Source organism: Haloferax sulfurifontis ATCC BAA-897 (assembly GCF_000337835.1).
GTDB classification, from domain to species: Archaea; Halobacteriota; Halobacteria; order Halobacteriales; family Haloferacaceae; genus Haloferax; species Haloferax denitrificans.
Genome location: NZ_AOLM01000023.1, coordinates 45,727 through 69,806 on the forward strand (window position 1 = coordinate 45,727; position 24,080 = coordinate 69,806).

Here is a 24,080-nt window from a genome sequence, read left to right on the forward strand (position 1 = left end):
CCCCACCGCGATGCGTCGGATATGCACACCGCGGAGACCGTGACGCTCACCCGCCTCCCCTCCGGCGTCCCGGTACAGACGACCGTTCACACCTACGAACCAAAAGACGGGACCGACGGCCCGACGCTCTACGTGCAGGCCGCCCAGCACGGGCGCGAAATCAACGGCACCGAAGTGCTCCGCCGACTGCACGGCCGCCTCGAACGCGCGGAGCTCTCGGGCCGGGTCGTCGCCGTCCCCGTCGCCGACCCGCTGACGTTCGACCGCGTCTCCTACGTCACCCCCGAGGTGCTCGACTCCGTCAACTCCAACATGAACCGCGTCTGGCCGGGCGACGCCGACGGCTCGCTCCACCAGCGCATGGCCGCGAAGCTCTGGGAGTACATCAGCGAGTCCGACGCCATCGTCGACCTCCACACGGGGAGCCCGGACATGCTCACCCACACCGTCTACCTCCGGGGCGACGAGGCCTCTCGCGACCTCGCGCGGGCGTTCGGCGTCGACATCCTCCTCGCGGAGGCCGCCGGCGAGGACGCCGACGACGAGTGGACCGAACGGAGCTTCGACGGCAAGCTCCGCGTCGCGGCGACGAACGCGGGCATCCCCTCTATCACGCCCGAACTCGCCCACAACAAACAGCTCGTCGAGCCGGCCATCGTCGCCGGCGTCGAGGGCCTCCTCAACGTCTGCCGCGACATGGGCATCCTCTCGGGCGCGGTCGAGCCGTGGGACGGCCGCACCTACCGCAACCACCTCGGCCGCGTGCAGGCCGCCGCCTCGGGCCTGTTCGTCGCCCGCGAGGACGTGGAACTCGCCCGCGAGGTCCGCCCCGGCGACCACCTCGGCTGGGTGTACGACCCGACCACCTACGAGGTGCTCCAAGAGGTCGAAGCCGAGCGCGCGGGCATCGTCTACTCCATCGCCCGCGAGGCGACCGTCACGGCCGGCGAGACGCTCGTCGGCATCGCGCTCCCGCTGGACGACGGCGAGGGGGACGACCCCTTCGACGAGACCGACGGCGACCTCGACATATAGAGAACGGCGGTTCAGTCGAACAAGAGGGACCGACGTGTTGAACAGAAAGCGTTCGAGTCGGCCGCGAGTTCAGAACGCGCGCAGGTCTTCGAGCACCGCTTCCGCGTCGCCGGAGGCGATGGTCTCGCGGGCCAGTTCGAGTCCCTCGTCGATGCTGTCGACGTCCTCGCGGGCGTAGATGCGGAGCGCCGCGTTGAGGGCGACGGCGTCGGCGAAGCGGTCCTCGCGGTCGCCGGCGAGCACGGACTCCGTGATTTCGGCGGAGTCGCCGGCCACGTCGTCCTCGTCGACGCCGAGGTCGTCGTACTCGAAGTCCATGCCGTACTCGGCGGTCTCGATGTCGAAGTCGTCGAAGGTGGCCTCGCCGTCGTCGCCGGCGGTCCACTCGGCGACCTTCGTGTAGCCGGGGCGGATGTCGTCGTAGCCCTCCATCCCCTGGAACATGAGCACGCGGTCGAGGTCGTGGTGCTCGCTTTCCTCGAAGGTGTCGACCATCTTCTTGGCGAACGCGAGGTGGTAGAACGACCCGAGGTGGACCGAGGCGTTCGCGGGGTTGGCGATGGTCTCGATGGTGTTGACGAACGTCCGGACGCCCATGTTGTCGCGGCGCTCCCAGAGGGCGTGGATGGCGGGGTTAAATCGCGGCTGGTAGTAGAAGCCGAAGCCGGTGTCGTCGACCATGTCGGCGGACTCCTCGGGGTCGAGTTCCGTGCGGACGCCGAGTTCGTCGAGGACGTGCTTGTAGGCGTCCTGTTTCTGCGTCGGGACGCGGTCGCCGGAGTGGACGACGACGGGCGTGCCGGCCGCGGCGGCGACGACGCCGGCGGCGACGCCGAGGATGGCGGTCTTGCCCTTGCCGTCGTAGTTCGCGCCGCAGTCGACGGGGTCGGCGTCGGGTTCGGCGTACTCGACGCCTTCGGCCATCACGTCGGCGTAGGCGGCGAGTTCCTCCGCGTTGTTGTGCTTCCAGCGGTTGGCGAGCCAGAACGCCCCGAGCGTCGTGTGGTCCGGTTCGCCGGCGAGAATGCGGCGCATCGCCTCGGACGCCTGCTCGCGGCTCATGTCCTCGGCGGACTTCGTGCCCGTGCCGACGGCTTCCGTCATCAGACGCTTCAGCGGCCATTCCCCGAACTCGCTTTCGACTACTGCCATGCGCCTGTGTTCGCGCGAGCGGTCAAAAAACGTCCCGTTCGGTCCCGTCGCCCGGGAGCGACGCCGCCGTCCGAAAGCGATAGGCTTCCCGACTCCTAACGCCGGGTAATGAGCGCGTTGTCGGATGATTGGCGGGACGGCATCGACGAGGTCGATGCGGCGCTTATCGACGGCTACCAGAGCGGCTTCCCGGTCGAGCAACGGCCGTTCCGCGTCGTCGCCGAGGAGTTAGGCATCGACGAGGACGACGCCCTCGACCGCGTCCGTCGGCTCCGCGAAGACGGCATCTTCCGACGGTTCGGCCCGGTTCTCAACCCACCCGTCATCGGGAGTTCGACCCTCGCGGCCGTCGCCGCGCCCGAGGAGCGCTTCGACGAGGTCGCCGAACTCATCAACGGCTACCGGCAGGTGAACCACAACTACCGCCGCGCCCACGAGTGGAACATGTGGTTCGTCGTCACCGCCGGCTCCCGCGAGACGCGCGACCGCATCCTCGACGAAATCGAGGAGCGCACCGGCTGTGAGGTGCTGAACCTCCCGATGCTCACCGACTACTACATCGACCTCGAGTTCCCCATCGTCAACGACGACCGCTTCGCCCGCGAGAGCCTCGGCGCGACGGACGTGAGCGCCACCCGCATCTCCGAGGACGCGACCGGCGACCTCTCGGCGCTCGAAGCCCGCCTGCTCGTGGAGATTCAGGGCGGTTTCCCGCTGTCGAAGACGCCCTACCGGGACGTGGCCGACGCCATCGACGCCGAGGTCGACGACGTGCTCGTCGCCGTCGAGCGCCTGCTCGCGGACGGCTGTATCAAGCGCATCGGCTGTGTCGTCAACCACATCGTCACGGGCTTTCGGAACAACTGCATGGTCGTCTGGAACGTCCCCGACGACGAACTCGACGCCCGCGGCGAGGCCGTCGGGAGCCTCCCGTACGTCACGCTCTGTTACCACCGGCCGCGCCGCCCCGAGCAGGGCTGGGAGTACAACCTCTTTACCATGATCCACGGCCGGGACGCCGACGCCGTCGACGAGAAGATAGACGAACTCGCCGCCGACCACCTGCCGTTCGACCACGAGCGACTCTACTCGACGGCGAAACTCAAGCAGACCGGCGCGCAGTACGAGGAACTCGTGGGGTCGGACGACTGAGAGGGAACGGACCAAACTCGACCGAACAGAACAGACCGAACAGAACAGCACTCGTTTTCGACGCCTGCGCCGCCGTCCGCGTCACAGCTCACACCGGGTCGCTACCGCGAGAGCGGCGACATCCGGTAGAGCATCCGCGCGGCCTGCGCGACGCCCGTCTTCGCCAGCGACCCGCTTTTGAGCGCGCCGATTTTCGCGTAGTAGCCGGACTTGAACGCGCCCTTCTTGGCGAGGAGCGCGCTCCCGAGCGCCCCGCGCTTGGCGTAGTACGCGGACTTCCGACCGGCCGCACCGGCGTAGTGTTTCGTGCTCGTCGGAATCGGCGTCCGGCGACCCTGCACCTCGGTCGAACCGTTGCGGACGGCGTCCAAGATGTCGTCGGCGGTGAGCGAGGCGCGGGACACGTCGGGGATGTCGATTTCGGTGTAGGCGCGGCCGACGTACCCGACCTTGTGGGCGTCGCTCCCGGCGACGCCGGGGTACTGGCGCTTCGCCGCGAACCGGCGGGCGCGGCGGTTCTTGTAGCCCGTGAAGAGCCACGAGTTGTACGTCTCGATGGCGTCGAAGGCGTCGCCGCCCGCGGCGTCGTGATACCGGCCGAGCCGGCGGCGACCGATGCCGTGTCGGCTCCGCTGGAACGGGTGCGGGACGATGGCGACGCCGCCGCGCTCGCGCACCCAGCGGGCCGTCTCGTCCAGCGGGCGACGCCGCGGGGGAAGCTCCTCCACGCCGAGCGCGAGAAGGTGGCCGTCGGCCGTCGAGACTTCCACGCCGGGGATGCCGACGAGGCCGTACATCGGTGCGAGTTGCGCCGCTCGGAGCGACTCGTCGATGACGTCGTGGTCGGTGATGACGACGGCGTCCAACCCGATTTCGGCGGCCTGTTCCAAGATGAGCTCCACCGGGTCGTGCGCGTCGTACGAGCCTTCCGAGTGCACGTGGGGGTCGATGCGGACGGTCAGCGCGGACACGACTCTTCGTTAGGCCTCGGTGACGAAAAAGACACGCCCGAATCGTGCTAGCTCGAAGCACAGCGGTCGGGGGAGTCGGTGGCGTCCCGAACTCCACCGGAACCGGCCTCAATAGGCCTCAGATACGGAAGATATGGGAATCCATCACGTCGCGGACGTAAATTCGTTTCAGCGAATCTTTAGGAATCATCGTGTCGAACGTGTACACATGGCATCCGAAGACCGCTTTCGCCCCGCCGTCGACCTCGCGGACCTCCGCGAGTCGGGCCGCGAACAGGTCGCGCTGGACGGGCGCTCTATCGCCCTCTTCGACCACGAGGGCTCCATCAGGGCCGTCGACAACGCTTGCCCGCACATGGGTTTCCCGCTCGTCCGCGGCTCCGTGGACGAGGGCGTGCTGACTTGCCACTGGCACCACGCCCGGTTCGAACTCTCCTGCGGCGACACGTTCGACCCGTGGGCCGACGACGTGCGGACCTACCCCGTTGAGGTGCGCGACGGGACGGTCTACGTCGACCCGGACCCCGACCCGGACGAACCGCCGGCGGTCCGCTGGTCGAACCGACTGGGAGACGGCCTCGAACAGAACCTCCGGCTGGTCGTCGCGAAGTCCGTCATCGGCCTCCTCGACGCCGGCGTCGAGCCGACGGAGCCGCTTTCGACCGGCGTCCGGTTCGGCTGTCGCTACCGGCGCGACGGCTGGGGGTCGGGGCTCACTATCCTGACCGCGATGGCGAACGTCCTCCCCGACCTCGACCCCGACGACCGAAAGCGCGCGCTCTATCAGGGGCTCGTCCACGTCGCGGGCGACGCCTCCGGCGAACCGCCGCAGTTCGAACAGGACGCCCTCGGCGCGACCGACACCGACTTCGACCGCCTGCGGTCGTGGTTCCGCGAGAACGTCGAGGTTCGCGACCCCGACGGCGCGGAGCGCGTCCTCCGGACCGCAATCGCGGCCGGCCACGACGACGCCGAACTCGCCGGCATGGTCGCCGCCGCGGCCACCGACCACCGATACCTCGACACCGGGCACGTCCTCGACTTCGTCAACAAGGCCTGCGAGGCGCTCGACCACGTGGGCTGGGACCGCGCCGACGAGGTCCTCCCGAGCCTCGTCCGCGGACTCGCCCGCGCCGACCGGGCCGAGGAGTCAGCCGAGTGGCGGCGACCAATCGACCTCGCGGACACGCTCGACGACGTGTTCGCTGACCTCGACGACCACGTCGCCGCCGGCGCGGGCGAGACGTGGTCCTCCCCGGACGACCTGCTCGACACCCTCCTCGGCGACGACCCGCACGTCATCGTCGACGCGCTGACCGAGGCGATTCGAAGCGGCGCGACGCCCGCAGAACTCGCCGACGTCGTCGCCTTCGCCGCCGGCACGCGGGTCGCGCGGTTCTCGACCACCAACGAGTTCGGCGACTGGAACACGGTCCACCACACCTTTACCTACGCCAACGCGGTCCACCGGCTCGCCGAGCGGACCGGGGCCGCGGAGCTCTATCGGGGCGTGTTCGACGCCGCAGTCAACGTCTACCTCGACCGGTTCCTGAACACGCCGCCGGCCCCGCTTCCCGACCCGACCCCCGACGCCGACCCGGCGGCGGCGCTCGAAACACTCTCCGCGGCGTTCGACGCCGAGGGGCGGGTGAACGACGCCGGCCGGGCGGCCGCGGGGTTCCTCGACGGCGGCGGCGACCCGGCGAGGCTCCGCCGCGAACTCGGGGGCGCTCTCCTCCGCGAGGACGCCGGTTTCCACACCTATCAGGCGCTCGAAGCGGGGTTCGAACAGGCGGCGACGCGGCCGCCCGAGGAGGCGCGGACGCTTCTCGTCGGCGTCGCGCGCTACCTCGCGGCGCACTCGCCGACGCGCCGGGAGCGAGAACAGACGTTCAGCATCGCCGCGCGGCTCCAGCGCGGCGAGTCGGTGTACGGCGAAGACGCAGACCTCTGACCCCGCACCGGGGTCGCGCAGGCGCTCGTCGTCGCCGTCATTCTTTTCGCCTACTGCTCGGCGATTCGCTCGCCGGCCTCGACGCCGCTCCAGAGCGCGGCGTGGACTCGGCCCTCGCCGACCGTCCAGTCGCCCGCGAAGTAGAGGCCGTGGGGCTCCCCGCGGCGGAGTATCTCGCGGTCGGCGACGCCGTCGGGGAGCGCGTACCGCCAGCCCTGGTCGTCCACCCAGTCGGGGTCGCGCAGGCGCTCGTCGTCGAGGAGTTCGGCGACCATCCCGGCGACCTCGTCGGCCGCGTCGTCGAGGGGGTCGTCGTAGCGCGCCTCGGACCACTCCGGGCTCGGTTGGACGACGAGCAGGCTCTCGCCGTCGGGGACGTGACCCTCCTTGCACTCCTCGCGGGCGACCCAGCCGACGGGATGGGTCTTGTCGGGGTTGACGAGGGCGTACCACGGCTCCTCGCGCTCGAAGGGGTAGTGGAGGACGACGGTTCGAACCGTCCGGTACTCGACGCTCCCGATGGCCTCGCGGAGCGCGACCATACACTGGTCGCCCCAGCCCATCTCCGTGAGAATCGCGGCCGTCTGCGGGGCCGGCGGCGTCAGGAGCACCGAATCGAACGGGCCGTGGCGCGTCCCCGCCTCGTCGACGACCGACCAGTAGCCGCTGTCGGGGTTGTGGTCGATGGCGGCGACGCGCGTCTCCCGCTCGACGGCCGCCTCGGTCTCGGCGAGCATGCGCTTTGCCAGTTGGGTGATGCCCTCGGTCCACGTCCACTTGTGTTGGTCGCGGGCGTCGCCCTCGGAGACGACGCCGTCGCCGTCGAACGTCCAGACCGGCTCCTCGATGTCGACCAACCCGTCCGCGCCCAGTCCGCGGACGAGCCGCTCGGTGCGGCGGTCGTAGTCTTTCACGTAGTTCGCGCCGTGGTCGTACCGACAGCCGTGTCGGCGGCGCGTCGCGGCGCGCCCGCACACCCCGCGGCTCTTTTCGAGAATCGTGACGTTCGCGTTCGCCTCGCGGAGCGCGTACGCCGCGCCAGCCCCAGCGGCCCCGGCTCCGACGATGCACACGTCGCGAGTCATCTCGCCACCCCGCGTGAGAGTCCAGCCAGCATTGGTCAAACGTGAGGCTTCGAGGCGCTAAAAGACTCGCAACGCGGCGGGAATAGGGACCGCGTTCGCGCCCGCCGCCCCGGCGGGAGGCGAAAACGATTCACGTCGCGCCGCCGGAGTCTGTGTATGTACGACTCGGTCATCTTCGACCACGACGGCGTGTTGACCACGCTCGTCGACCTCTCTCCCCTCCGCGACGCGACGTGGGACGCCTTCGCCGAACTCGGCGTTTCGGACCCCGACCCGGACCACGTCGAACAGGTGGTCATCCACGTGTCGCCCGAGGACGTGCGCGCCGCCGCCGACCCCTACGACCTCGACCCAGAGACGCTGTTCCGCGTCCGCGACGAACGCCAGTCGGCCGCCCAAAAGCGGGCCATCGCCGACGGGCAGAAGGTCCCCTACGACGACTTCGACGCGCTCCGCCGCATCGACGCCCCGATGGGCATCGTCTCCAGCAACCAGCAGGCGACCATCGACTTCGTCGTCGACCACCTCGACGCCGGCGACCTGTTCGGAACCGCCTACGGCCGCGAGCCCTCGATGACGAGCCTCCACCGCAAGAAGCCCGAACCCTACTACCTCGAACGCGCCATGGCCGACCTCGGCGTCGAGTCGCCGCTTTTCGTCGGCGACAGCGACAGCGATATCGCCGCCGCCGAGGCCGCGGGCGTCGACTCCGCGTTCATCCGCCGGGGCCACCGCGCCGACCACACGCCGACGCCCGACCCGACCCACGAAATCGCCGGCCTCGACGACCTGCTCGAACTCGACGGCGTGCCCGTCGTCGGCGACGCGGTGAGCCTTTCGCTCCCCCGTATCGGCCTCGGGACGATGGGCCTCGACGCGGCCGACGAGGCCGCCGCCGTGACGACGGCGCTGGAACTGGGCTACCGGCACGTCGACACCGCGCAGATTTACGGGAACGAGGCGGTCGTCGGCGACGCGCTCGCGGCGGCGGACGTGCCCCGCGAGGACGTGACGCTCGCCACCAAGGTCTGGGCGGACAGCCTCGCGCCCGCCGACGTGCGCCGGACGACCCGCGAGAGCCTCGACCGACTGGGCGTCGACTACGTCGACCTCCTGTACGTCCACCGCCCCATCGACACCTACGACGCCGAGGCGACGCTGTCCGCCTTCGACGAACTCGTCGACGACGGCCTCGTCCGCGGCGTCGGCGTCAGCAACTTCGCCGTCGCCGAGGTAGACGAGGCGCTCGACCTGCTCGACGCGCCGCTCGTCGCCCACCAGACGGAGTACCACCCGCTGTTCCAGCGCCCCGCGCTCCTCGACCACGCGGCGGAACGCGGCTACGGCGTGGTCGCGTACTCGCCGCTTTCGGGGGGCCGCGTCCGCGAGGTGGACGAGGTCGTCGCGGTCGCGGAGCGTCACGACGCGACGCCCGAGGCGGTGAGCCTCGCGTGGCTGGCCGCGAAGGGGTTGTGTCCCATCCCGAAGGCGTCGAGCGAGCGCCACCTCCGGGCGAACCTCGACGCCGTCTCGCTGGAACTCGACGCGGCCGACGTGGCGACCATCGACAGTATCGAATCTGAAGTCGAACTGTTCCCTCAGTAACGGGTCGAGCGCCCGACGACGCCGAGAAAATCTCAGTTTCGATACCAGTCCCGGAACGATTATAATACGGCGGGCGAGTGTCCGACCATGCGGATTCCGAGTGGGGTAAGCGGGTTCGACGAGCTCATCCAGGGTGGCTTCCTTCCGCGCCGACTGTACGTGCTGAGCGGACCGCCGGGGAGCGGGAAGACGACGTTCACGGCGCAGTTCATGGCCGAGGGACTTCGCAACGGCGAGAAGTGCATGTACATCACCATGCACGAGACCGAGGACGAACTCATAAACGACATGTCGGGGTTCGACTTCGGCTTCGAGACGCTCGCCGGCTCCGAGGGCTTTCACTTCGTCAACCTCGTGAGCCCGAAGGGGAAACACATCCTCAATCAGTTCTCCCAGAGCGGGGGCTCGTCGAGCGTCCAGAGCCTCACCGACAAAATCGTCGCGTTCGTCAACTCCCGACAGGTCGACCGGCTCGTCATCGACTCGACGATGTTGCTCCGGCTGTTTTTCGCCAACGGCTCCGAGGAGATGACGCGGTTTCTGACGGCGCTCAAGCAGGGCGACGCCACGACGCTTCTCATCTCCGAGATGACCGACCCCTCGTCGTACTCCGACGAGCACTTCCTCGCCCACGGCGTGGTGTTCTTCCACAACTATCTGGAGGCGACGGGGATGACACGCGGCATTCAGGTCATCAAGATGCGCGGGTCGAACATCGACTGCGACATCCGCTCGATCGAGTTCACCGACAACGGGCTGGTCGTCGACCCCCGCTCGAAGGTCGACCTCTGAGGAACCCACAACCATGTACGAACGGGTCTACGGGACGGACTGGCAGACGATATCGGACGAGGAGGCCATCCGCCGGATGTACGCGCTCGGCGTCTCCAGCGCGCTCGGCCACCCGAACCGGGGAGAGTTCGAGCGCATCCGCCGGCAGGCCGGCACCGCCTACGGCCGGAGCGTCCTCCAGCTCGCCTTCGAGGAGGGCAAACAGCGCGTCGCCCGCAACGAGTCGGAGTACGACTCGAAACAGGACGTCTGGGAGGCGCTCGTCGACGAGGAGACGACGCCCGCCACGACGGGGCGCGCCGACGTGACGATGCAGAAGCCGACGGACAAACAGGGCATCCCCGACGCCGTCGGCCGAGCGTCCGCCCTCGACAACCGGCGCGACGACTTCGCTCGGATTCGACTCCCGGAGTTCCTCCGGCGCGGGTAGCCGGCCACACCGCCGACGCGGGTAGCCGACGGGCCTTTGGGCGTCCGAGCCCTCTTTCGACCCATGAGCGACAGCGAATTCAGTCTCTCTGAGTCCGAGTGGCGCGAGCGACTTTCGGAAGACGCCTACCGCGTCCTCCGCGAACAGGGGACGGAACCGCGGTTCTCCGGCGAGCACGTCGACCGGAGCGACGACGGCGTCTACCGGTGTGCCGGCTGTGGGACCGAACTGTTCGACTCGGAGACGAAGTACGACTCCAACTGCGGGTGGCCGAGCTTCTACGCCGCCGAGGACTCGAACATCGAGCTTCGGCGCGACCTGAGCCACGGGATGGACCGCACCGAAGTGGTCTGTTCGACCTGCGGCGGCCACCTCGGCCACGTCTTCGACGACGGCCCGGAGCCGACCGGCAAGCGCTTCTGTATCAACTCGGCCGCGCTCGATTTCGAGGCGGACGAAGAATAACGCCGAGAGAGAACGTGACGGCCCGAATCGCCGTGGGCGACCCGCCTACGCCGAACTCTGATACGTGAGGAACGTCACGGCGACGGCCGCAAAGAGGTCGGGCAGGAACGTGAACGGACCCAGCCCGCTCCCTCTGAACCCGAGGAAGAGCGACGCCAGCGGGTTCGACGTGAGGGCGTACAGGAGCAGTGCCGCCGTAAAGAGGAGCAGGCTCAGGGTAAAGCGGTTCGGAAGCTCCCGGTAGAGCATCGCGTAGGTGGCCGCGAGGAACCCGAGCACGACGAGGTTGTACGTCGAGACGAACAGTTTCAACTGGACGAACAGGTCCGGGATGGGCGGGCCGCCGGGGCCGCCCGGCTTGTGCGGGCCGAACAGGTCGGGGGCGAACCACGCGACGAGCTCGGGGGTGAACCACGTCGCGAGCGCCGCGACGGCGAGCGAGACGCCCACGACGACGGCGGTTCGTCGCAGGGGGTCTCGGTTGGCCGCGTCGCTCACGCGCCGTCACCCCCCGCGGAGACGTCGGTCAAGTTGGCCTTTCGAGCCACCTCGTCGAGCACGTCGAGGTTGGCTTCCATCCGGTCGGTCAGAAAATACGTCTTTCCGTAGTTGTCGCCCATTGTCATCAACACGTTGTTCTCAACGAGGAGTTCCAGGTGGTGCTGTGTCGTCTTGTAGTCGAGGTCGAGTTCGTTCGAGAGTTGGTTGGCGTTCATCGGCATGTCGTCGAGCGCGCGGATGATTCGCAGGCGGTTCCGACCCCCGCGCGATCCGCCGATTAGCCACCACAGCACACGTCGCATCCGGGTAAACCGTCAAATCCGGACGTATTAAAACGGCGGGCCTCCCGTCCGCGCCGGCGGAGGCCCGCGGTGATTCGTACGTGGTGGGGTGAGGGGGCGTTCAGTGGGTGAGGGGGTGTTTAGCAGGGGGCGTTTCCTGAGGGGTTCGGGGGAGTGAGACGATTCACGGCGGATGGTTCGACGATGGCGGTCTCGGTGGGTCGTCGCGGGTGAATCGACGTGGGGAGTGGTGTGCGTTGGGGGAGTCGTCAGCGGGGGGAACGCGGGCGTCAGTTACCGCGCGGCCCGAAGCCGCCGCGACCGCCCGCGCGGACTTGGACACCGTCGCGGTCTCGGTCGCGGTCGCCGACGCCATCGCCGTCACAGGCGAGCGCCGACGTGTCGACGCCGAACTCGTCGAGCGTCTCGTGGACGGCGGTCCGAATCTCTTCGGTCGTCGCGCCGTCGGCGCGCATGTCGGCGACGAGCGTCCGAATCTCGTCGGCCTGTTCATCGGTCAGGTCGAATCGCTCCGTGGCGTAGAGTGCCGGGTCGGGAAGCAGGTCGGCTTCGTCGACGCCGAACTCGGTGAGTTTCTCGTGGACGGCGGTCCGAACCTCGTCGGTCGTCGCGCCGTCGGCGCGCATGTCGGCGACGAGCGTCCGAATCTCGTCGGCCTGTTCGTCGGTCAGGTTGTAGCGGTCTTGCAGGCGGTCGCCCGGCGCGTACCGGGTTTCGTTGGCGGTCCCAGCGGCGGGGCCGTGCCAGCCGCCGTCGGCTCTGACGGCGGTCCCGTCGGTCGCTTGGACGGCGTCCGACGCGTGCGTCTGGACTGCGAGGCCGGCGGCGGCCGCCGTCCCCGCGAAGACGAGCGAGGCGACGACGAGCGCAACCCCGAGCGTTGTGAGTCTGGTCATAATCTGTTCCTCCGTCTTATCCGACGCTCAGCGGCTAAAAGAGGATTTTCCGAACTCGAACACGAGTCCACCGTGAATCCGCCCAGAGTTAGGCCCAAATTACGCCGGAAACCCCCCCGCCAGACGCGGCAGACCGCGGGGTGCGCGCGGCGCTCCGAGAACGCCGGTATCGGGGTGGTAGGACGTGTCTAACGGAGGTCTGTGGTGAGTAGCCGACACGTACCAAACTAGGGTGACGGCGTACGTAGGGTATGTCTCGTAGTTACCCCGTCCACCGTCACTCGGCCCGAACACGGCGGCGACCCGCGCTCACGCCGTACGCGCTTGTCGTCGCCGGCCTCCTGACGTTCTGCATCGCCGTCGTCGCTCCCGTCGCCGACCTCTCGGCGAGCATATCGGTGATGAACATCGCCGGCGGCGGGTCAGCCCCGGCGTTCGACGGGGGAACGCTCGTCCTCAGCGGCGGCCTGCTCCTCATCAGCGCCGCCTCGACGTTCTTCGGCGTCCTCCTGTTGCTCCTCCGACTCTGAATCGGGCACAACGGCGGGCGACCCCGGACGACCGCGACCTACCGACGCTCGATGGGGGTGGCGAGCACGGGGACCTTCGACTGGACGACGACCGACCGCGAGACGCTTCCGAGGATGTTGTCCTCGAACCGGGCGTGGGTCCCCATCGAGATGAGCGCGGCGTCTATCTCCTCGGCGACGGCGAGAATCTCCTCTGCCGGGTCGCCGCGGCGGAGTTCGGTGGCGGCGTCGACGCCGTACTCGGCCATCGTCTCTGCGGCCTCGACGAGCGCCGCCTCGCCCTGCGACCTGAGTTCCTCGTACACCTCGTCGACGCGCTCGTCGGCGAGCGTCAGGAAGGCCCGTTCGTCGACGACGTAGACTAGGGAGACGGCGGCGTCGCGTTCGGCCGCGAACGCCGCGGCGTCTTCGATGACCGGTTGCATCGAGTCACTGCCGTCGATTGGCACGAGGATTGTGTCGTACATCAACTGGGAGTTGGGCGGGGAAACTATCACTCTCTTCGCCGGTTCCCGGACGGTGGGAACTACGTGGGGCGTGGGACGCGGGCCGAGGCTCTCGAGGGACCAACCCGCACAACAGAAGCGACGGGCGGCTCACTCGACGCCGGTCGCGTCGTCGGCCGCGTCATCGCGGTCCGACGCCGGACGCTCCGCGTACCGCTCGGCCCGTCGCTTCCAGTCTGCGACCCGCCGCGCCGACACGTCCGCGGCCGCCGCGAGTTCCTCGTCCGACGCCTCGCGGAGCGCCGACACGGTGTCGATGCCCGCCGCCCGGAGCCGGGTCGCGTACGCCTCGCCGATGCCGCGGATGTTCCGCGGGTCCTCGGGGTCCCTCGCTTCTTCGGTGACCGCCCCCTCGGCACCGAGGTCGCCCGCCGAGACGACCGCCGCGAGCTGTTCTGTCATCGCGTCTACCCGCCCGTCGAGGCCGTCCACTCGGCTTTCGACTGCGCCGAGTCGCTCGACGAGGTCGGCGTGGGTGTGTTCTGTCTCCCCGTCGGCGGCGCCGGTCACGCCGGGGACTCCCGGGTCGACCCCGGCTTCGACGATGGTCTGGGCGGAGCCGTCGCCGTCGGAGTCGGCGACTCCGCCGTCTCCGGCCTCGTCTCCGCTTTCGTCGGCGTCGACTTCGGTTTCGCTCTCGTCGGCCTCGTTCGCGTCTCCGTTCCCGTTGGCGTCGTTCTCGCCGTTCGCGTCGTCGGGTCCGCGGGCCTCGTCGTCTGACTCGTCGGGCGCGTCGCCCGTATCGTCGTCTCCGTCTCGGTCTCCGTCTTCGTTTCCGTTTCCGTCGCCCTCGTCGGCGAGCGAGTCCCCCGGTTCCACGTCGTCGGGGAGGACGTAGACCAGCGCGTCGCCCGGCACGTAGCCGACGACGCGCTTGCGCTTCTTGTCGGCGGTGAGGACGACCCCGCCGGAGTCGAGCGCCTTGTAGCCGCCGCACTCGAAGCTCGTCCCGTCCGTGAGATATACTTTCATCAATAATCATGATGTCTCGGAGTGAGATGAGTGTTGTCGCTCCGCTGTCCGGGGTTTATCACCGCTCGCCGCGGCGGACCACGCATGGACGTGTTCGTCATCGGCGGCACCGGACTGCTCGGCACGGGAATCGTTCGGCGACTCGTCGCCGCCGGCCACGACGTGACAAGCCTCCAGCGGGGCGAGACCGACGACGACCTCCCCCCGGCGGTCGAGCGAGTCGCCGGCGACCGAGGCGACCCGACGGTGCTTCGCGGGGTGATTCGGGACGCGACGCCCGACGTCGTCGTCGACATGGCGTGTTTCGACGCCGACACCGCCCGCGACGCGGTCGAAATCTGCCGGGGCGTCGCCGACCGCTACGTCTTCTGTAGCACCATCGACGTGTACCACCGGCCGCCGCCGCGGAACCCCGTCGCCGAATCGAGCCCGCGGAACCCGCCGGTCAGCGACTACGCGGCCGGGAAAATCGCCGCCGAAGACGCGTTCTTCGACGCGCACGACCCCGGCGAGTTCGAGGTGGTCGTCCTCCGCCCGTGGAACACCTACGGCGAGGGCGGGACGCTCGTCCACACGCTCGGCACGGACTCGTCGTACATCGGCCGAATCCGCGAGGGGAAGCCCATCGTCGTCCACGGCGACGGGACCTCGCTGTGGGGGCCGTGCCACCGCGACGACGTGGCGCGGGCGTTCGTCGGCGCGGTCGAGCGCCCGGGCGTCGGCGGCCGCGCCTACAACGTCACGAGCGAGGAGACGATGACGTGGAACCAGTACCACGAGCGCGTCGCGGCCGCGCTCGACGCGCCCGCCCCCGACCTCGTCCACGTGCCGACCGCGGTGCTTCGGGCGGTCGCGCCCGACCGGACGCGGATGCTCCGGGACCACTTCCGGTACAGCACCGTCTTCGACAACAGCCGGGCGAAAGCCGACCTCGGATTCCGCTACACGGTCGGGTTCGAAGAAGGCGTCCGCAGAGTTGTTTCGTGGCTGGACGCGCACGACGCGGTCGAGCCGTGGGACGCCGACCCGCTCTCGGACGACCTCGCGGCCGCGTGGCGGGAGTCGACCGACGCGTTCGTCGCGGGGTTCGAGTCTGGCGAGTGACCCCGTCGGTCGTCGCGGCGACAGTGCGAGTGTGAGGCGGCCGCTCGCTCCCGTGATGTGGGAACCGTCGGCGGTTTTTCGTCGGTCCTGCCCCGATATTCGGGCATGCTCCGAGCCCTGCTGGCGGCGTTCGGCCTCGTGGAACTGCTCTTTCCGGACAAACTGGTCGCCGCGATGACGCGACTCGCCTACGAGGACGGCGGCGAGATGACGGCGAAGCCGTGGGTGACGACCGCGGCGCGCGTCGAGGGAGCAACGCTCCTCCTCATCGCGCTCGTGGGACTCCGCGGTCGGTGCGGCGGTGCCGACGACGACGAAGACGAGTGACCGTTCGGTCGCCGGGAGACGACCGCGGTGGGAGAAGAGAAACGCCCGCGGCGAGAGAATATGAGACTGTGCGCGGAAGTCGGTCGCCGAGCGACTCGTGTTCCGCCGTGAGACCGATTCAGGCGAGTCGCGCGAACGCGAGCGACCCGCTCGTGTTCTTGATGTAGACGCGGACGGTCTGTCCTTCCTGCGCGCCGGGCACGAAGATAGTGTACTTCCCGCGCTGGGCGACGCCGTCGCCCTTGCGGCCGGTCCCGGTGATTTCGACCTCGTAGGTCCGACCCTCTTCGACGGCCTCGCGCTGGCGCTTGTTGCTCACGCTGGAGCGCTTCTGGACCGGGCGGAAGGCACCACAGGCCTCACAGCGGAGCATGTCGACGCCGTCCTCGGTGACGAGGCGGGTGTCCGGCAGGCCGCACTCCGAGCAGATGACGTACTCCTCGACGTAGCCGTCGATGGCCTCCTCGAAGTCGTTGATGGAAAACGACCCGCTGTAGCGGGCGCGGTCGCCTTCCAGCTGACCGCTCGTCCCGAGCGTGCGCTGGATGGCGCTGTGGAGGTGCGCGGGCGTCCGCGAGAGCGCGTCCGCGATCTCCCCGAGGTTGGTGAGGCGGGTGAACGCGCCGTCGGTCTCGCCGGACGGGTCCGGCACCGTGAGACGTTCCTGTTCGACGTTTCGTTCCGGTAGGACGTTGAGCGCTCGGTCGAGCGCAGTCTGATACTCCATAGGGGTTCGAGTGTCTGGCGACGTATAGCCGTTCCGTGACCGTCTTTGCCGCGGCACCGGCGCGCCGACTTCGTTTCAGTATCTCCGCCGACGGAACCGAGCGCCACGCCTTCGGAGCTAGCTCTCTAACGACTCGTCATGGGCTACACGTGGCAGTACTACGACCTCGTACTCCTCGGTATCCTCGGGAGCCTCCTCGCCGGCGTCGTCGTCGGTCGAGTCACCCCGATGGAGCCGCAGGCGACGCTCGTCGGCTTCAGCGCCCTCGCCGCGGTCGTGATGGCGCACGGCCTGTTCGTCAACGGCCCCGTGGACGAGCCGGCCGACCTCGCCGACGAGGTCGAGACGCTGAACTGAGCCGGGCGACTCGGCGACCGACTGCCTGCCGTGGCCGCCTCCTCACTCGCCGTCGGTCGCTGTCACTTCCTCACTCGCCGTCGACGACGCGGTTCGTGAGCGTGCCGACGCCCTCGTACCAGATCTCCACGTCGTCGCCGGGTTCGACCAGTCCGGGGTTCGCGGGACTGCCGAACGAAATCACGTCGCCCGGCTGGAAGGTGTAGCGCTCCGAGAGGAACGAGACCACTTCGGCGGGCGAAAAGAGCATCCGCTCGGTGTTGGCTTCCTGCCGGAGTTCGCCGCCGACGTGGGTCGTCATGTCGATGTTCGACGGCTCCACGTCGGTCTCTATCCACGGGCCGAGCGGCCCGGAGCCGTCGAACGCTTTTCGAGCCGTTCGGCCGGGCTGGTCGAGCGCGTCGAGGTCGTTGAGAATCGTGTAGCCGCGGACCACGTCGCCCACGTCGGCCTCGGACACGTCCGAGCACTCGCGGTCAATGACGGCCGCGAGTTCGCCGGCGTAGGTCAGTTCGTCGGTCCAGTCGGGGTACTCGATGTCCGCGCCGGGCTCGAGCACCGACACCGGCGGCTTGATGAACCAGTCGGGCTGGTCGGGGATGTCGTAGTCCATCTGGTCGACCGTCGCCGCGTAGTTCCGGCCCACGCAGTAGAGCGCGGTCGGCTCGCAGGGCGCGAGCAGTTCGGCGTCGACGCCGACTTCGTACTCCTCGCCGTCGGCCGTCACGACGCCGTCGTCGTACCGGCCCGAGACCGCTCCGTCGTCGGTTCGAATCCGTGCCAGTCGCATTACTCGCCCCTGCGTCGGCCACTCACTTCAAGCGACGTGTCTCCGCAAGCGACTGCGGGCAGGAAAGCGAACGCGGAGAGTACGAACACGCGCGGGCCGCCGACGCGACTCAGTCGGACGCGGACTCCCGGTTCATCCGGGGCATCGACCGGTTCTCGCGGTCGACGAGGTTGTGGATTCGCTCGGTTCGCGTCGATTCGAACTGGCGCTGACACCGGGCGACGCCCGACGCGGAGTCGGCGCGGTCGGGGGTGGTGGTCTCGCTGTCGGCGGGCTGTTCACGGGCTGTTCGCAGGGTCGGTTCGTAGGTCGGGGTGGCGTTTGTGCTCACGATTTCGGGATGAGTTCGGGTCGGTCGGACGGCTGTGCGGCGACGAGAAGAGTTAGCGACGTACGCGTACGACCGACATTGTTGTACCCGGCAGTACAGGCCAATCTATAATAAATATTCATGTTCGAACAGCGGGCGCGTTCTCACCACTGCGAACCGTCCGACGCGTCCGGAGACGCGCGTTCACTCCCGCGAGTCGTACTCCTGATAGATGATGTGGCCGCAGGACTTGCAGTGGGAGGCGTCGGCGTCGTGGTAGGCCAGCCCGCAGTTCTGGCAGGTGACGTTGACCTTGTCGCGGTGGCCCCACTCCTTGACGATTTTGCTCGCCTGCCACGGGATGAGGATGACGCCCGCGAGGATGGCGGCGACCGTCACCCACCGGCCCGCCTCGGTCACCGGGACGATATCGCCGAAGCCGACCGTCGAGAGCGCGACGACGACGAAGTAGAAGGCGTCGCCGAACGTCCCCACGTCGGGGTTCACGCGGTGTTCGAACGAGTAGAACATCCCCGCGGCGACGAAGAAGATGGTGAGCACCGTCAACAGCAGTTTCATGACGCGGAGCGTGCCGACCGAGACGGTGCCGAAGAAGAACTCCTCGTCGCGCGTAAAGCGGTAGAACCGGAGGACGCGGACCACGCGAATCACCCGCAGGAAGCCGATGTTGGCGGCGACCGACGAGACGGGAAGCACGAGCACCGCCAGCGTCGGCAGGATAGCCAGCAGGTCGACGAACGAGTAGACGTTGAGCAGTTCGGCGGTCCTGTCCCGCGCGCCGTAGAGGCGGAGGAGGTACTCCGCGAGGAACACGATGGAGACGGCGGCCTCGACGGACCAGAGCGTCGACTGTACCGACGCCGAAAGCGGGTAGGTCTCGACGACGAACACCCCGACGAAAAGCAGGTTGAGTGCGAGAAGCGCGATGTCGATTGCCTTGCCGGTCGGGGTCCGGTGGTCGAGCAGATAGAACCTGACCACGTCCCGCGGCGTCTCGCGGCGCGGCCCGCGTGCGTGACCGTCCATACCTTCGCCTTCGGCGGTGGGATACTTATACGGTCGTGCGCGCGGACTGCGTCATCGTTTTCGATTTTGAAACTATATACTCTCGAAAAGCACTGCCGCTGATACCGTGTCAGACGCGCCTCTCATGTCGCTCGAACCGACCCATCGGTATCTCGACTCAATCAGAGAAACTCGGTAATCGGGGCGCTAATTCGTGTGTTTACCTCGTTATGCCCTCGACAGCTCCCGGTTAGTTTGGGTGTTCTATCCATGAGGATATTCGCTCAATTAGTACTATATAGTAGACGAATTTATCACAGATGAAACGAAATCTCCGTTCGATGGGAGAACGCTGGTCACGCCTTCGGGACGCGCTCCCCGACGGCCCGTCGGACAGACTCGGCGACCGATTCCCGCGGCCGTCCGTCTCGGCGGCGGTCCCGCGGGCGATTCGCCGCACCTACGCCCGGAAGTTCTTCGCGGCGGTCCTCGTCGCCATGGTGGTGATGGCGGGCGCCGGCGCGGTCACCTACACGCAGGTCCGCGACACGCTCGACGCGCAGGTCGAACAACAGCTCACGGCGACCGCGGACCTGCAGGCCGACGGGCTCGAATCGTGGCTCGCCAGCAAGCGCCTCCAGACCCGCACGACCTCCTCGGCGTGGCAGTTCCAGCTCGGCAACTCGCGGGCGGCCAGTAGCTACCTCTTTCAGCGGAGCGGCGAGCTCGGCCAGTCCGACGTGACGGCCATCCACTACGTCGACTACGCGACCGGCGAAATCAAAGAGAGCACCGCGAGTTCGCTGGAGGGCGAGTCGGCCGCCGCGGTCGGCCTCCCGTGGGCCGACCTCGAACGGAACGTCAACCCCGAACCTCAGCGGGTGTACGTCTCCTCGTCGACGTTCCGGTCGCCGGTCGACGACGAGGTGTCCTTTGTCCTCGCGAGCAAGCCGCCGGAGAACGCCGAGTCGGTCGTCCTCGTCACCGTCAGCCTCCCGGCCCGGCTCGCGGCGACCGAACAGACGATGGCCGGAAGCGCGACCACGCTGTACGCCGCCGACGGCTCGACCATCGTCTCGACGGCCGAAAACGGGAGCGTCGCGCCCCCCGACGACCCGCTTGCGAACGGGAGCGCGGCCGCCCTCGGCAGGTCCGGCGGCAACGTCGTCGCGTACACCGAACTCGACGGCGTGGACTGGACGCTCTCGACCGCGGTCCCCGCGGCGAGCGCCTACGGCGTCCGCGACCGCGTCGGCGGCGGCCTCCTCGCGACGATACTCGTCGCGCTCGGCTCTTTGGGTGCCGTCGCGGTCGTCGTCGGCCGGCGGACCACGCGGACGCTCGGCGAGCTGACCGCGCGCGCCGAGGAGATGTCCGACGGCGACCTCGACGTGGACCTCGACACCGACCGCATCGACGAGTTCGGAACGCTGTACGATTCCTTCGACGAGATGCGCGAGTCCCTGCGAACGAGCCTGAACGAGGCCGAGGCCCTCAACGACCACCTCGAAGCGAAGGCGGAGGAGTACCGCGCCGTCATGGAGCGCTGTGCCGACGGCGACGTCGCCTGCCGGATGGACCCCGACTCCGAGAGCGCCGCGATGGGCGACATCGCGCGGGCGTACAACCGGACGATGGACGAACTCGGGGCGGTCATCGCCGACGTGCAGACGTTCAGTCGGGCGGTGGCGGAGTCGAGCGCGGCGACGAGCACGGGCGTCGCCGAGGTGAACGACGCCGGCGAGGCGGTCGCCGAGTCGATGACCGGCATCCTCGACGACGCGGTCCGACAGGACGAACATCTCGACGACGTGACAGAGCGCGTCAACGATTTCTCGGCGACGATTCAGCAGGTGAGCGCCTCGGCCGCGTCGGTCGCCGACAACGCCGAGGCCGCCGTCACCCGCGGCGAACGCGGCCGCGACGCGGCCGGCGAGGCGATTTCGGAGCTACGGGCCATCGAGACGGCGACCGACCGCACGGTCGAACAGGTCGAGGAGTTGGCGGCCGCCGTCGCCGACATCGAGGACGTGGTCGAGTTCATCGACGGCCTCGCCTCGCAGACGAACATCCTCGCGCTCAACGCCTCCATCGAGGCGGCGCACGCGGGCGAGGCGGGCGACGGCTTCGCCGTCGTCGCCGACGAGGTGAAGGGCCTCGCCGAGGAGACCCAGGAGGCGACCGGGCGAATCGGCGCCTCCATCGACCGCGTGCGCGAGCAGGCCGACGCGACCGCCGCGGACATCAGAGAGACGCGGACGCGCGTCGTCGAGGGCTCCGAGACCATCGAGGAGGCCGTCGAGGCCATCGACACCATCGTCGACGACGCGGCCGACACCTCCGAGGGGATTCGGGAGATTCGCCGCGCGACCGACCGGCAGGCCGAGGCGACGACCGAGGTCGCCGCCATGGTCGAAGACGTGTCCGCCATCAGCGACCGGACCAGCGCCGGCGCGCGCGAGGCCGCGGCGGCGACCGAAGAACAGACCGCGGCGCTCGCGTCGGTCGCAGAACGGGTTGACAGACTCGCCGAGCGCGCCGGCGACCTCCGAGTCGCGCTCGACCGGTTCGAGGTCGCGAACGAGGGGGAGCCACCAGCCACCGACGCGCTCCCGAGCGCGCCGGAAGCGCGGGTCGACGGCGGCGATACGGCGGCGACCGCCTCAGAGGACGATAGCGCCCTCGGGGAGTAGCTCCCGCTCGGTTCGCCGCGCCTCCTCGCCCTCCTCGACGAGCGTCGGCTCGTCGACCGGCTCCGAAAACCGGTTCGGGTCGGGTTCGACCCGCTTGAGCATCGATGAGAACACCGGCCCCTTCCGGCCGCCGGCGGAGGTGATGCCGCCGTACCGCCGCTCTTCGAAGGTTGATTCGTCGGGGCTGGGGAACTCCTCGCGGATTATCTCCGCGGTGTCTCTGATGTACTCGGCGGCCTCCTTTTGCGAGTAGAGGCTCTCGTTGTAGTAGCGCTCGGCGTACTCGTCGTCGAGTTCCTCGGTGGAGTGTTCCGGCGACTCGTAGAGGACGGACTCCGTGGTCGTGTGGCCGCTGGCGAAGCGGATGTTGACCGTGAAGCAGTCGGGGTACCGCAGGATGACGGGGAAAAACAGCATGTCGGTGACGGTGATTCGCTGTTGCATCCGCCAGAGCCCCTCGAAGTAGTAGGCCGTGAGCGCGCCGATGCGGTCGTCGCGCTCCCCGCGGTTGTACGCCATCGCAATCTCCTCGAAGTCGTCGCCGGCGATGTGGCGACAGCGACGTTTGTAGCTCTCCGCAATGCCCTGGAGTTGCGTCTCGTAGGCTTCGAGCAGGGGGATGTCGGGGTCAGCGAGCATGTCAGCCTTCCGCTCTTGGGCGTCCGCGACGTTCATCATGTTCTCGTGGAACAACCGCTCGGCGTCCTCGTCCGGCAGGGGCGTTCGAACCGCCTGCCGGTACAGCACTCGCGTATCCCCGTTGAACGTGACCCGCTGCTCGCTCATCTCGTGAAGATGTAATGCGGCGAGAAGAAATGAACTCGTTGGTAATCCGGACGCTTTCCCGACAGTCGTGAGACACGAAATATAAACCGCATATCGAAACCGGAACCAGTCACACTCTGTTCGATGCGTGTCAGTCGTCGGTTGACGCGCGGCCGTCCGCGCCGTCGGCGGCGTCCGCGGCGACCGACTCGTCGGCCGCGTCGAAAAGCGGGCTCTGGTCGCCCGGCGCGAGCGTGTTGAGCACGAGCGCCGTCAGCGCGGTCACGATGACGGGCTGGCCGAAGAACGTCGCGGCGGCCTGCGGGAGCCCCGAGAGCGCGTCGGGGCGCGTGGCGACGCCGAGGCCGAGACCGAGCGAGGCGGCGACGACGACCATGTTGCGCCGGTCGAGGTTCGTGTGCAGGAAGACGAGGCGGACGCCGCTGGCGGCGACCATCCCGGCCATGAGCAGGACCGCGCCGCCGAAGACGGCGCTCGGGATGGTCGCGACGGCCGCGCCGACCTTCGGGCTGAGGCCGAGAACGGCGAGGACGACGCCCGCGACGCCGACGACGTACCGGCTCATCACGCCGGTGAAGTTGACGATGCCAACGTTCTGCGAGAACGACGTGACCGGGAACGCGCCGAACACCGAGGCGACGGAGCTCATGAGGCCGTCGGTAAAGAGGCCGCCGCGGAACTCCTCGTCGGTCGGGTTGCGCCCCTCGGCGGCGGTGATGCCGGACATGTCGCCGACGGTCTCCATCGCGGAGACGAGAAACAGGAACGCGAAGGTGACGATGGGGACGGGTTCGAACGTGACGCCGAACGCGCCGGGCCGGGGAACCGCGACCCACGCCGCGTCGGCGATGGGCGAGAAGTCCACCACGCCGAGCGGGACGGCGACGGCGTAGCCGACGGCGATGCCGACGAGCGTGCTCAGGAGCCGGGTGATGCCGTCGGTAAAGAGGTTGAGCGCGATGGCGACGCCGAGGACGAGCGCCGCGAGACCGATGTTGTGGGCCGCGCCGTAGTCGGCGGCACCGACCCCGCCGGCGGCGTAGTCCATCCCGACCGGGACGAGATAGAGACCGATGATGACGACGACGAGCCCCGTCACCAACGGCGGGAAGAAGGGTTTGATGCGGTCGAACTGCCAGCCGATGAGTCCCTCGACGACGAAGCCGGTGACGAGAATCGCGCCGAACACCGCGCTCAGGCCGTAGTCGACGCCGATGGTCGTCGCCGCGCCGACGAAGGTGAAGCTCGTCCCCATCACGATGGGGAGCCGCGAGCCGACCGGCCCGACGGCGTACGCCTGTACCACGGTGGCGAGCCCCGAAAACAGGAGCACCATCTGGACGACGTAGGCCGTGTCGGCGACGCCGAGTCCGACCGCGCCCGCGACGATGAACGCCACGGCGGTCGCCGGGACGATCATCACCGAGACGTGCTGTATCCCGAGGAGAACCGACTCCAGCAACGGCGGCCGGTCGTCGATTTCGTATTCGAGGCCGAGTTCACCGCTGTCGTCTGTCATCTGTACTCGCCACGAGCGACCCCCGTTCAATAATAGTTTCGCGTTCGAGCGTATTTCACGCCACTCGATGTGTCGTTATATGCAATTCTGTGC

At 68.5% G+C, this 24,080-nt stretch carries 26 protein-coding genes and 1 pseudogene; 13 read left to right on the forward strand and 14 right to left on the reverse strand.

Going from position 1 to position 24,080, the window contains the following annotated elements; genetic code table 11:
• The first annotated feature begins 21 nt into the window (after window positions 1-21).
• Entirely contained in the window at window positions 22-1,035 is a 1,014-nt protein-coding gene (locus C441_RS13805) for a succinylglutamate desuccinylase/aspartoacylase family protein (protein ID WP_007275628.1), read from the forward strand.
• Between the two features lie 69 nt (window positions 1,036-1,104).
• Here C441_RS13805 and C441_RS13810 read toward each other — a convergent pair whose 3' ends face one another.
• A complete protein-coding gene (locus tag C441_RS13810; RefSeq protein ID WP_007275629.1) occupies window positions 1,105-2,187 on the reverse strand; it encodes an anthranilate phosphoribosyltransferase in 1,083 nt (360 codons plus the stop codon).
• 108 nt (window positions 2,188-2,295) lie between these two features.
• On the opposite strand from C441_RS13810, the gene ahbB reads away from it, so the two are divergent.
• Window positions 2,296-3,339, forward strand: a complete 1,044-nt coding sequence (gene ahbB, locus C441_RS13815) for a siroheme decarboxylase subunit beta (protein ID WP_007275630.1) — start codon at window positions 2,296-2,298, stop codon at window positions 3,337-3,339.
• Between the two features lie 101 nt (window positions 3,340-3,440).
• Here the strand turns inward: ahbB and C441_RS13820 are convergent, their stop codons facing one another.
• Window positions 3,441-4,310 carry a CehA/McbA family metallohydrolase gene (locus tag C441_RS13820; RefSeq protein WP_007275631.1) on the reverse strand — a complete coding sequence of 290 codons (870 nt, stop codon included), beginning with the start codon at window positions 4,308-4,310 and terminating at the stop codon, window positions 3,441-3,443.
• Between the two features lie 208 nt (window positions 4,311-4,518).
• Here C441_RS13820 and C441_RS13825 point away from each other — a divergent pair, with 208 nt between their 5' ends.
• A complete protein-coding gene (locus C441_RS13825; RefSeq protein WP_007275632.1) occupies window positions 4,519-6,264 on the forward strand; it encodes a Rieske (2Fe-2S) protein in 1,746 nt (581 codons plus the stop codon).
• A gap of 50 nt (window positions 6,265-6,314) precedes the next feature.
• Here C441_RS13825 and C441_RS13830 read toward each other — a convergent pair whose 3' ends face one another.
• Window positions 6,315-7,349, reverse strand: a complete 1,035-nt coding sequence (locus C441_RS13830; protein WP_007275633.1) for an NAD(P)/FAD-dependent oxidoreductase — start codon at window positions 7,347-7,349, stop codon at window positions 6,315-6,317.
• Between the two features lie 156 nt (window positions 7,350-7,505).
• Between C441_RS13830 and C441_RS20145 the strand changes: the two are divergent.
• From C441_RS20145 to msrB, 5 genes and pseudogenes are all read left to right on the forward strand, one after another.
• A pseudogene (locus C441_RS20145) lies at window positions 7,506-8,183 on the forward strand (HAD family hydrolase); the annotation flags it as partial.
• Complete coding sequence (locus C441_RS20150; RefSeq protein WP_049920606.1) at window positions 8,178-8,954, forward strand: aldo/keto reductase; 777 nt, start codon at window positions 8,178-8,180, stop codon at window positions 8,952-8,954. The pseudogene C441_RS20145 and the gene C441_RS20150, both read left to right, overlap by 6 nt.
• A gap of 87 nt (window positions 8,955-9,041) precedes the next feature.
• A complete protein-coding gene (locus tag C441_RS13845; RefSeq protein WP_007275635.1) occupies window positions 9,042-9,746 on the forward strand; it encodes an RAD55 family ATPase in 705 nt (234 codons plus the stop codon).
• A gap of 13 nt (window positions 9,747-9,759) precedes the next feature.
• Window positions 9,760-10,176 carry a hypothetical protein gene (locus C441_RS13850; RefSeq protein ID WP_007275636.1) on the forward strand — a complete coding sequence of 139 codons (417 nt, stop codon included), beginning with the start codon at window positions 9,760-9,762 and terminating at the stop codon, window positions 10,174-10,176.
• Between the two features lie 63 nt (window positions 10,177-10,239).
• Window positions 10,240-10,641 (forward strand): peptide-methionine (R)-S-oxide reductase MsrB, encoded by a 402-nt coding sequence (gene msrB / locus C441_RS13855; protein WP_007275637.1) that lies wholly within the window; start codon window positions 10,240-10,242, stop codon window positions 10,639-10,641.
• A gap of 45 nt (window positions 10,642-10,686) precedes the next feature.
• Here the strand turns inward: msrB and C441_RS13860 are convergent, their stop codons facing one another.
• The 3 genes from C441_RS13860 to C441_RS13870 all read right to left on the reverse strand — a co-directional run bounded on the left by C441_RS13860 (window position 10,687) and on the right by C441_RS13870 (window position 12,340).
• Window positions 10,687-11,139 carry a hypothetical protein gene (locus C441_RS13860; protein WP_004968277.1) on the reverse strand — a complete coding sequence of 151 codons (453 nt, stop codon included), beginning with the start codon at window positions 11,137-11,139 and terminating at the stop codon, window positions 10,687-10,689.
• Entirely contained in the window at window positions 11,136-11,435 is a 300-nt protein-coding gene (locus C441_RS13865; RefSeq protein WP_004968278.1) for a winged helix-turn-helix domain-containing protein, read from the reverse strand. Before C441_RS13865 ends, C441_RS13860 begins: the two co-directional genes overlap by 4 nt.
• A gap of 278 nt (window positions 11,436-11,713) precedes the next feature.
• The gene (locus C441_RS13870; protein ID WP_007275638.1) at window positions 11,714-12,340 is read right to left on the reverse strand and encodes a hypothetical protein; all 627 of its coding nucleotides are present in this window, start codon (window positions 12,338-12,340) and stop codon (window positions 11,714-11,716) included.
• A gap of 251 nt (window positions 12,341-12,591) precedes the next feature.
• Here C441_RS13870 and C441_RS13875 point away from each other — a divergent pair, with 251 nt between their 5' ends.
• Complete coding sequence (locus C441_RS13875) at window positions 12,592-12,870, forward strand: hypothetical protein (protein ID WP_007275639.1); 279 nt, start codon at window positions 12,592-12,594, stop codon at window positions 12,868-12,870.
• 38 nt (window positions 12,871-12,908) lie between these two features.
• Here C441_RS13875 and C441_RS13880 read toward each other — a convergent pair whose 3' ends face one another.
• Both C441_RS13880 and C441_RS13885 read right to left on the reverse strand, forming a co-directional pair.
• A complete protein-coding gene (locus tag C441_RS13880) occupies window positions 12,909-13,337 on the reverse strand; it encodes a universal stress protein (RefSeq protein WP_007275640.1) in 429 nt (142 codons plus the stop codon).
• 129 nt (window positions 13,338-13,466) lie between these two features.
• Complete coding sequence (locus tag C441_RS13885; RefSeq protein WP_007275641.1) at window positions 13,467-14,348, reverse strand: helix-hairpin-helix domain-containing protein; 882 nt, start codon at window positions 14,346-14,348, stop codon at window positions 13,467-13,469.
• Between the two features lie 84 nt (window positions 14,349-14,432).
• Between C441_RS13885 and C441_RS13890 the strand changes: the two genes are divergently transcribed.
• The gene (locus tag C441_RS13890; RefSeq protein WP_007275642.1) at window positions 14,433-15,452 is read left to right on the forward strand and encodes an NAD-dependent epimerase/dehydratase family protein; all 1,020 of its coding nucleotides are present in this window, start codon (window positions 14,433-14,435) and stop codon (window positions 15,450-15,452) included.
• A 105-nt stretch (window positions 15,453-15,557) separates the two neighbouring features.
• On the forward strand, window positions 15,558-15,779 hold the full coding sequence (locus C441_RS13895; RefSeq protein WP_007275643.1) for a hypothetical protein: 222 nt from the start codon (window positions 15,558-15,560) through the stop codon (window positions 15,777-15,779).
• Between the two features lie 118 nt (window positions 15,780-15,897).
• On the opposite strand, the gene C441_RS13900 is transcribed toward C441_RS13895, so the two are convergent.
• Window positions 15,898-16,506, reverse strand: coding sequence for a translation initiation factor IF-2 subunit beta (locus C441_RS13900; protein WP_004062666.1), 609 nt, complete (start codon window positions 16,504-16,506; stop codon window positions 15,898-15,900).
• Window positions 16,507-16,644: 138 nt separating this feature from the next.
• Between C441_RS13900 and C441_RS13905 the strand changes: the two genes are divergently transcribed.
• On the forward strand, window positions 16,645-16,863 hold the full coding sequence (locus C441_RS13905; RefSeq protein ID WP_007275644.1) for a hypothetical protein: 219 nt from the start codon (window positions 16,645-16,647) through the stop codon (window positions 16,861-16,863).
• A gap of 70 nt (window positions 16,864-16,933) precedes the next feature.
• On the opposite strand, the gene C441_RS13910 is transcribed toward C441_RS13905, so the two are convergent.
• The 3 genes from C441_RS13910 to C441_RS13920 all read right to left on the reverse strand — a co-directional run bounded on the left by C441_RS13910 (window position 16,934) and on the right by C441_RS13920 (window position 19,010).
• Window positions 16,934-17,653 carry a fumarylacetoacetate hydrolase family protein gene (locus C441_RS13910; protein ID WP_007275645.1) on the reverse strand — a complete coding sequence of 240 codons (720 nt, stop codon included), beginning with the start codon at window positions 17,651-17,653 and terminating at the stop codon, window positions 16,934-16,936.
• 109 nt (window positions 17,654-17,762) lie between these two features.
• Window positions 17,763-17,984 carry a hypothetical protein gene (locus tag C441_RS13915; RefSeq protein ID WP_007275646.1) on the reverse strand — a complete coding sequence of 74 codons (222 nt, stop codon included), beginning with the start codon at window positions 17,982-17,984 and terminating at the stop codon, window positions 17,763-17,765.
• 183 nt (window positions 17,985-18,167) lie between these two features.
• Window positions 18,168-19,010 carry a potassium channel family protein gene (locus C441_RS13920; protein ID WP_007275647.1) on the reverse strand — a complete coding sequence of 281 codons (843 nt, stop codon included), beginning with the start codon at window positions 19,008-19,010 and terminating at the stop codon, window positions 18,168-18,170.
• Window positions 19,011-19,330: 320 nt separating this feature from the next.
• Here C441_RS13920 and C441_RS13925 point away from each other — a divergent pair, with 320 nt between their 5' ends.
• Complete coding sequence (locus C441_RS13925) at window positions 19,331-21,682, forward strand: methyl-accepting chemotaxis protein (protein ID WP_007275648.1); 2,352 nt, start codon at window positions 19,331-19,333, stop codon at window positions 21,680-21,682.
• Here C441_RS13925 and C441_RS13930 read toward each other — a convergent pair.
• Window positions 21,653-22,468, reverse strand: a complete 816-nt coding sequence (locus tag C441_RS13930; protein WP_007275649.1) for a hypothetical protein — start codon at window positions 22,466-22,468, stop codon at window positions 21,653-21,655. The genes C441_RS13925 and C441_RS13930 overlap by 30 nt on opposite strands.
• 130 nt (window positions 22,469-22,598) lie before the next feature.
• Window positions 22,599-23,987 (reverse strand): uracil-xanthine permease family protein, encoded by a 1,389-nt coding sequence (locus C441_RS13935; RefSeq protein WP_007275650.1) that lies wholly within the window; start codon window positions 23,985-23,987, stop codon window positions 22,599-22,601.
• Window positions 23,988-24,080 lie beyond the last annotated feature (93 nt).

Coding starts and splice junctions, on each gene's coding strand:
- C441_RS13805 (WP_007275628.1), top strand. CDS start 22: ATGCACACCGCGGAGACCGTGACGCTCACCCGCCTCCCCTCCGGCGTC.
- C441_RS13810 (WP_007275629.1), bottom strand. CDS start 2,187: ATGGCAGTAGTCGAAAGCGAGTTCGGGGAATGGCCGCTGAAGCGTCTG.
- ahbB (WP_007275630.1), top strand. CDS start 2,296: ATGAGCGCGTTGTCGGATGATTGGCGGGACGGCATCGACGAGGTCGAT.
- C441_RS13825 (WP_007275632.1), top strand. CDS start 4,519: ATGGCATCCGAAGACCGCTTTCGCCCCGCCGTCGACCTCGCGGACCTC.
- C441_RS13830 (WP_007275633.1), bottom strand. CDS start 7,349: ATGACTCGCGACGTGTGCATCGTCGGAGCCGGGGCCGCTGGGGCTGGC.
- C441_RS13845 (WP_007275635.1), top strand. CDS start 9,042: ATGCGGATTCCGAGTGGGGTAAGCGGGTTCGACGAGCTCATCCAGGGT.
- C441_RS13850 (WP_007275636.1), top strand. CDS start 9,760: ATGTACGAACGGGTCTACGGGACGGACTGGCAGACGATATCGGACGAG.
- msrB (WP_007275637.1), top strand. CDS start 10,240: ATGAGCGACAGCGAATTCAGTCTCTCTGAGTCCGAGTGGCGCGAGCGA.
- C441_RS13870 (WP_007275638.1), bottom strand. CDS start 12,340: ATGACCAGACTCACAACGCTCGGGGTTGCGCTCGTCGTCGCCTCGCTC.
- C441_RS13875 (WP_007275639.1), top strand. CDS start 12,592: ATGTCTCGTAGTTACCCCGTCCACCGTCACTCGGCCCGAACACGGCGG.
- C441_RS13880 (WP_007275640.1), bottom strand. CDS start 13,337: ATGTACGACACAATCCTCGTGCCAATCGACGGCAGTGACTCGATGCAA.
- C441_RS13885 (WP_007275641.1), bottom strand. CDS start 14,348: ATGAAAGTATATCTCACGGACGGGACGAGCTTCGAGTGCGGCGGCTAC.
- C441_RS13890 (WP_007275642.1), top strand. CDS start 14,433: ATGGACGTGTTCGTCATCGGCGGCACCGGACTGCTCGGCACGGGAATC.
- C441_RS13895 (WP_007275643.1), top strand. CDS start 15,558: ATGCTCCGAGCCCTGCTGGCGGCGTTCGGCCTCGTGGAACTGCTCTTT.
- C441_RS13900 (WP_004062666.1), bottom strand. CDS start 16,506: ATGGAGTATCAGACTGCGCTCGACCGAGCGCTCAACGTCCTACCGGAA.
- C441_RS13905 (WP_007275644.1), top strand. CDS start 16,645: ATGGGCTACACGTGGCAGTACTACGACCTCGTACTCCTCGGTATCCTC.
- C441_RS13910 (WP_007275645.1), bottom strand. CDS start 17,653: ATGCGACTGGCACGGATTCGAACCGACGACGGAGCGGTCTCGGGCCGG.
- C441_RS13920 (WP_007275647.1), bottom strand. CDS start 19,010: ATGGACGGTCACGCACGCGGGCCGCGCCGCGAGACGCCGCGGGACGTG.
- C441_RS13925 (WP_007275648.1), top strand. CDS start 19,331: ATGGGAGAACGCTGGTCACGCCTTCGGGACGCGCTCCCCGACGGCCCG.
- C441_RS13930 (WP_007275649.1), bottom strand. CDS start 22,468: ATGAGCGAGCAGCGGGTCACGTTCAACGGGGATACGCGAGTGCTGTAC.
- C441_RS13935 (WP_007275650.1), bottom strand. CDS start 23,987: ATGACAGACGACAGCGGTGAACTCGGCCTCGAATACGAAATCGACGAC.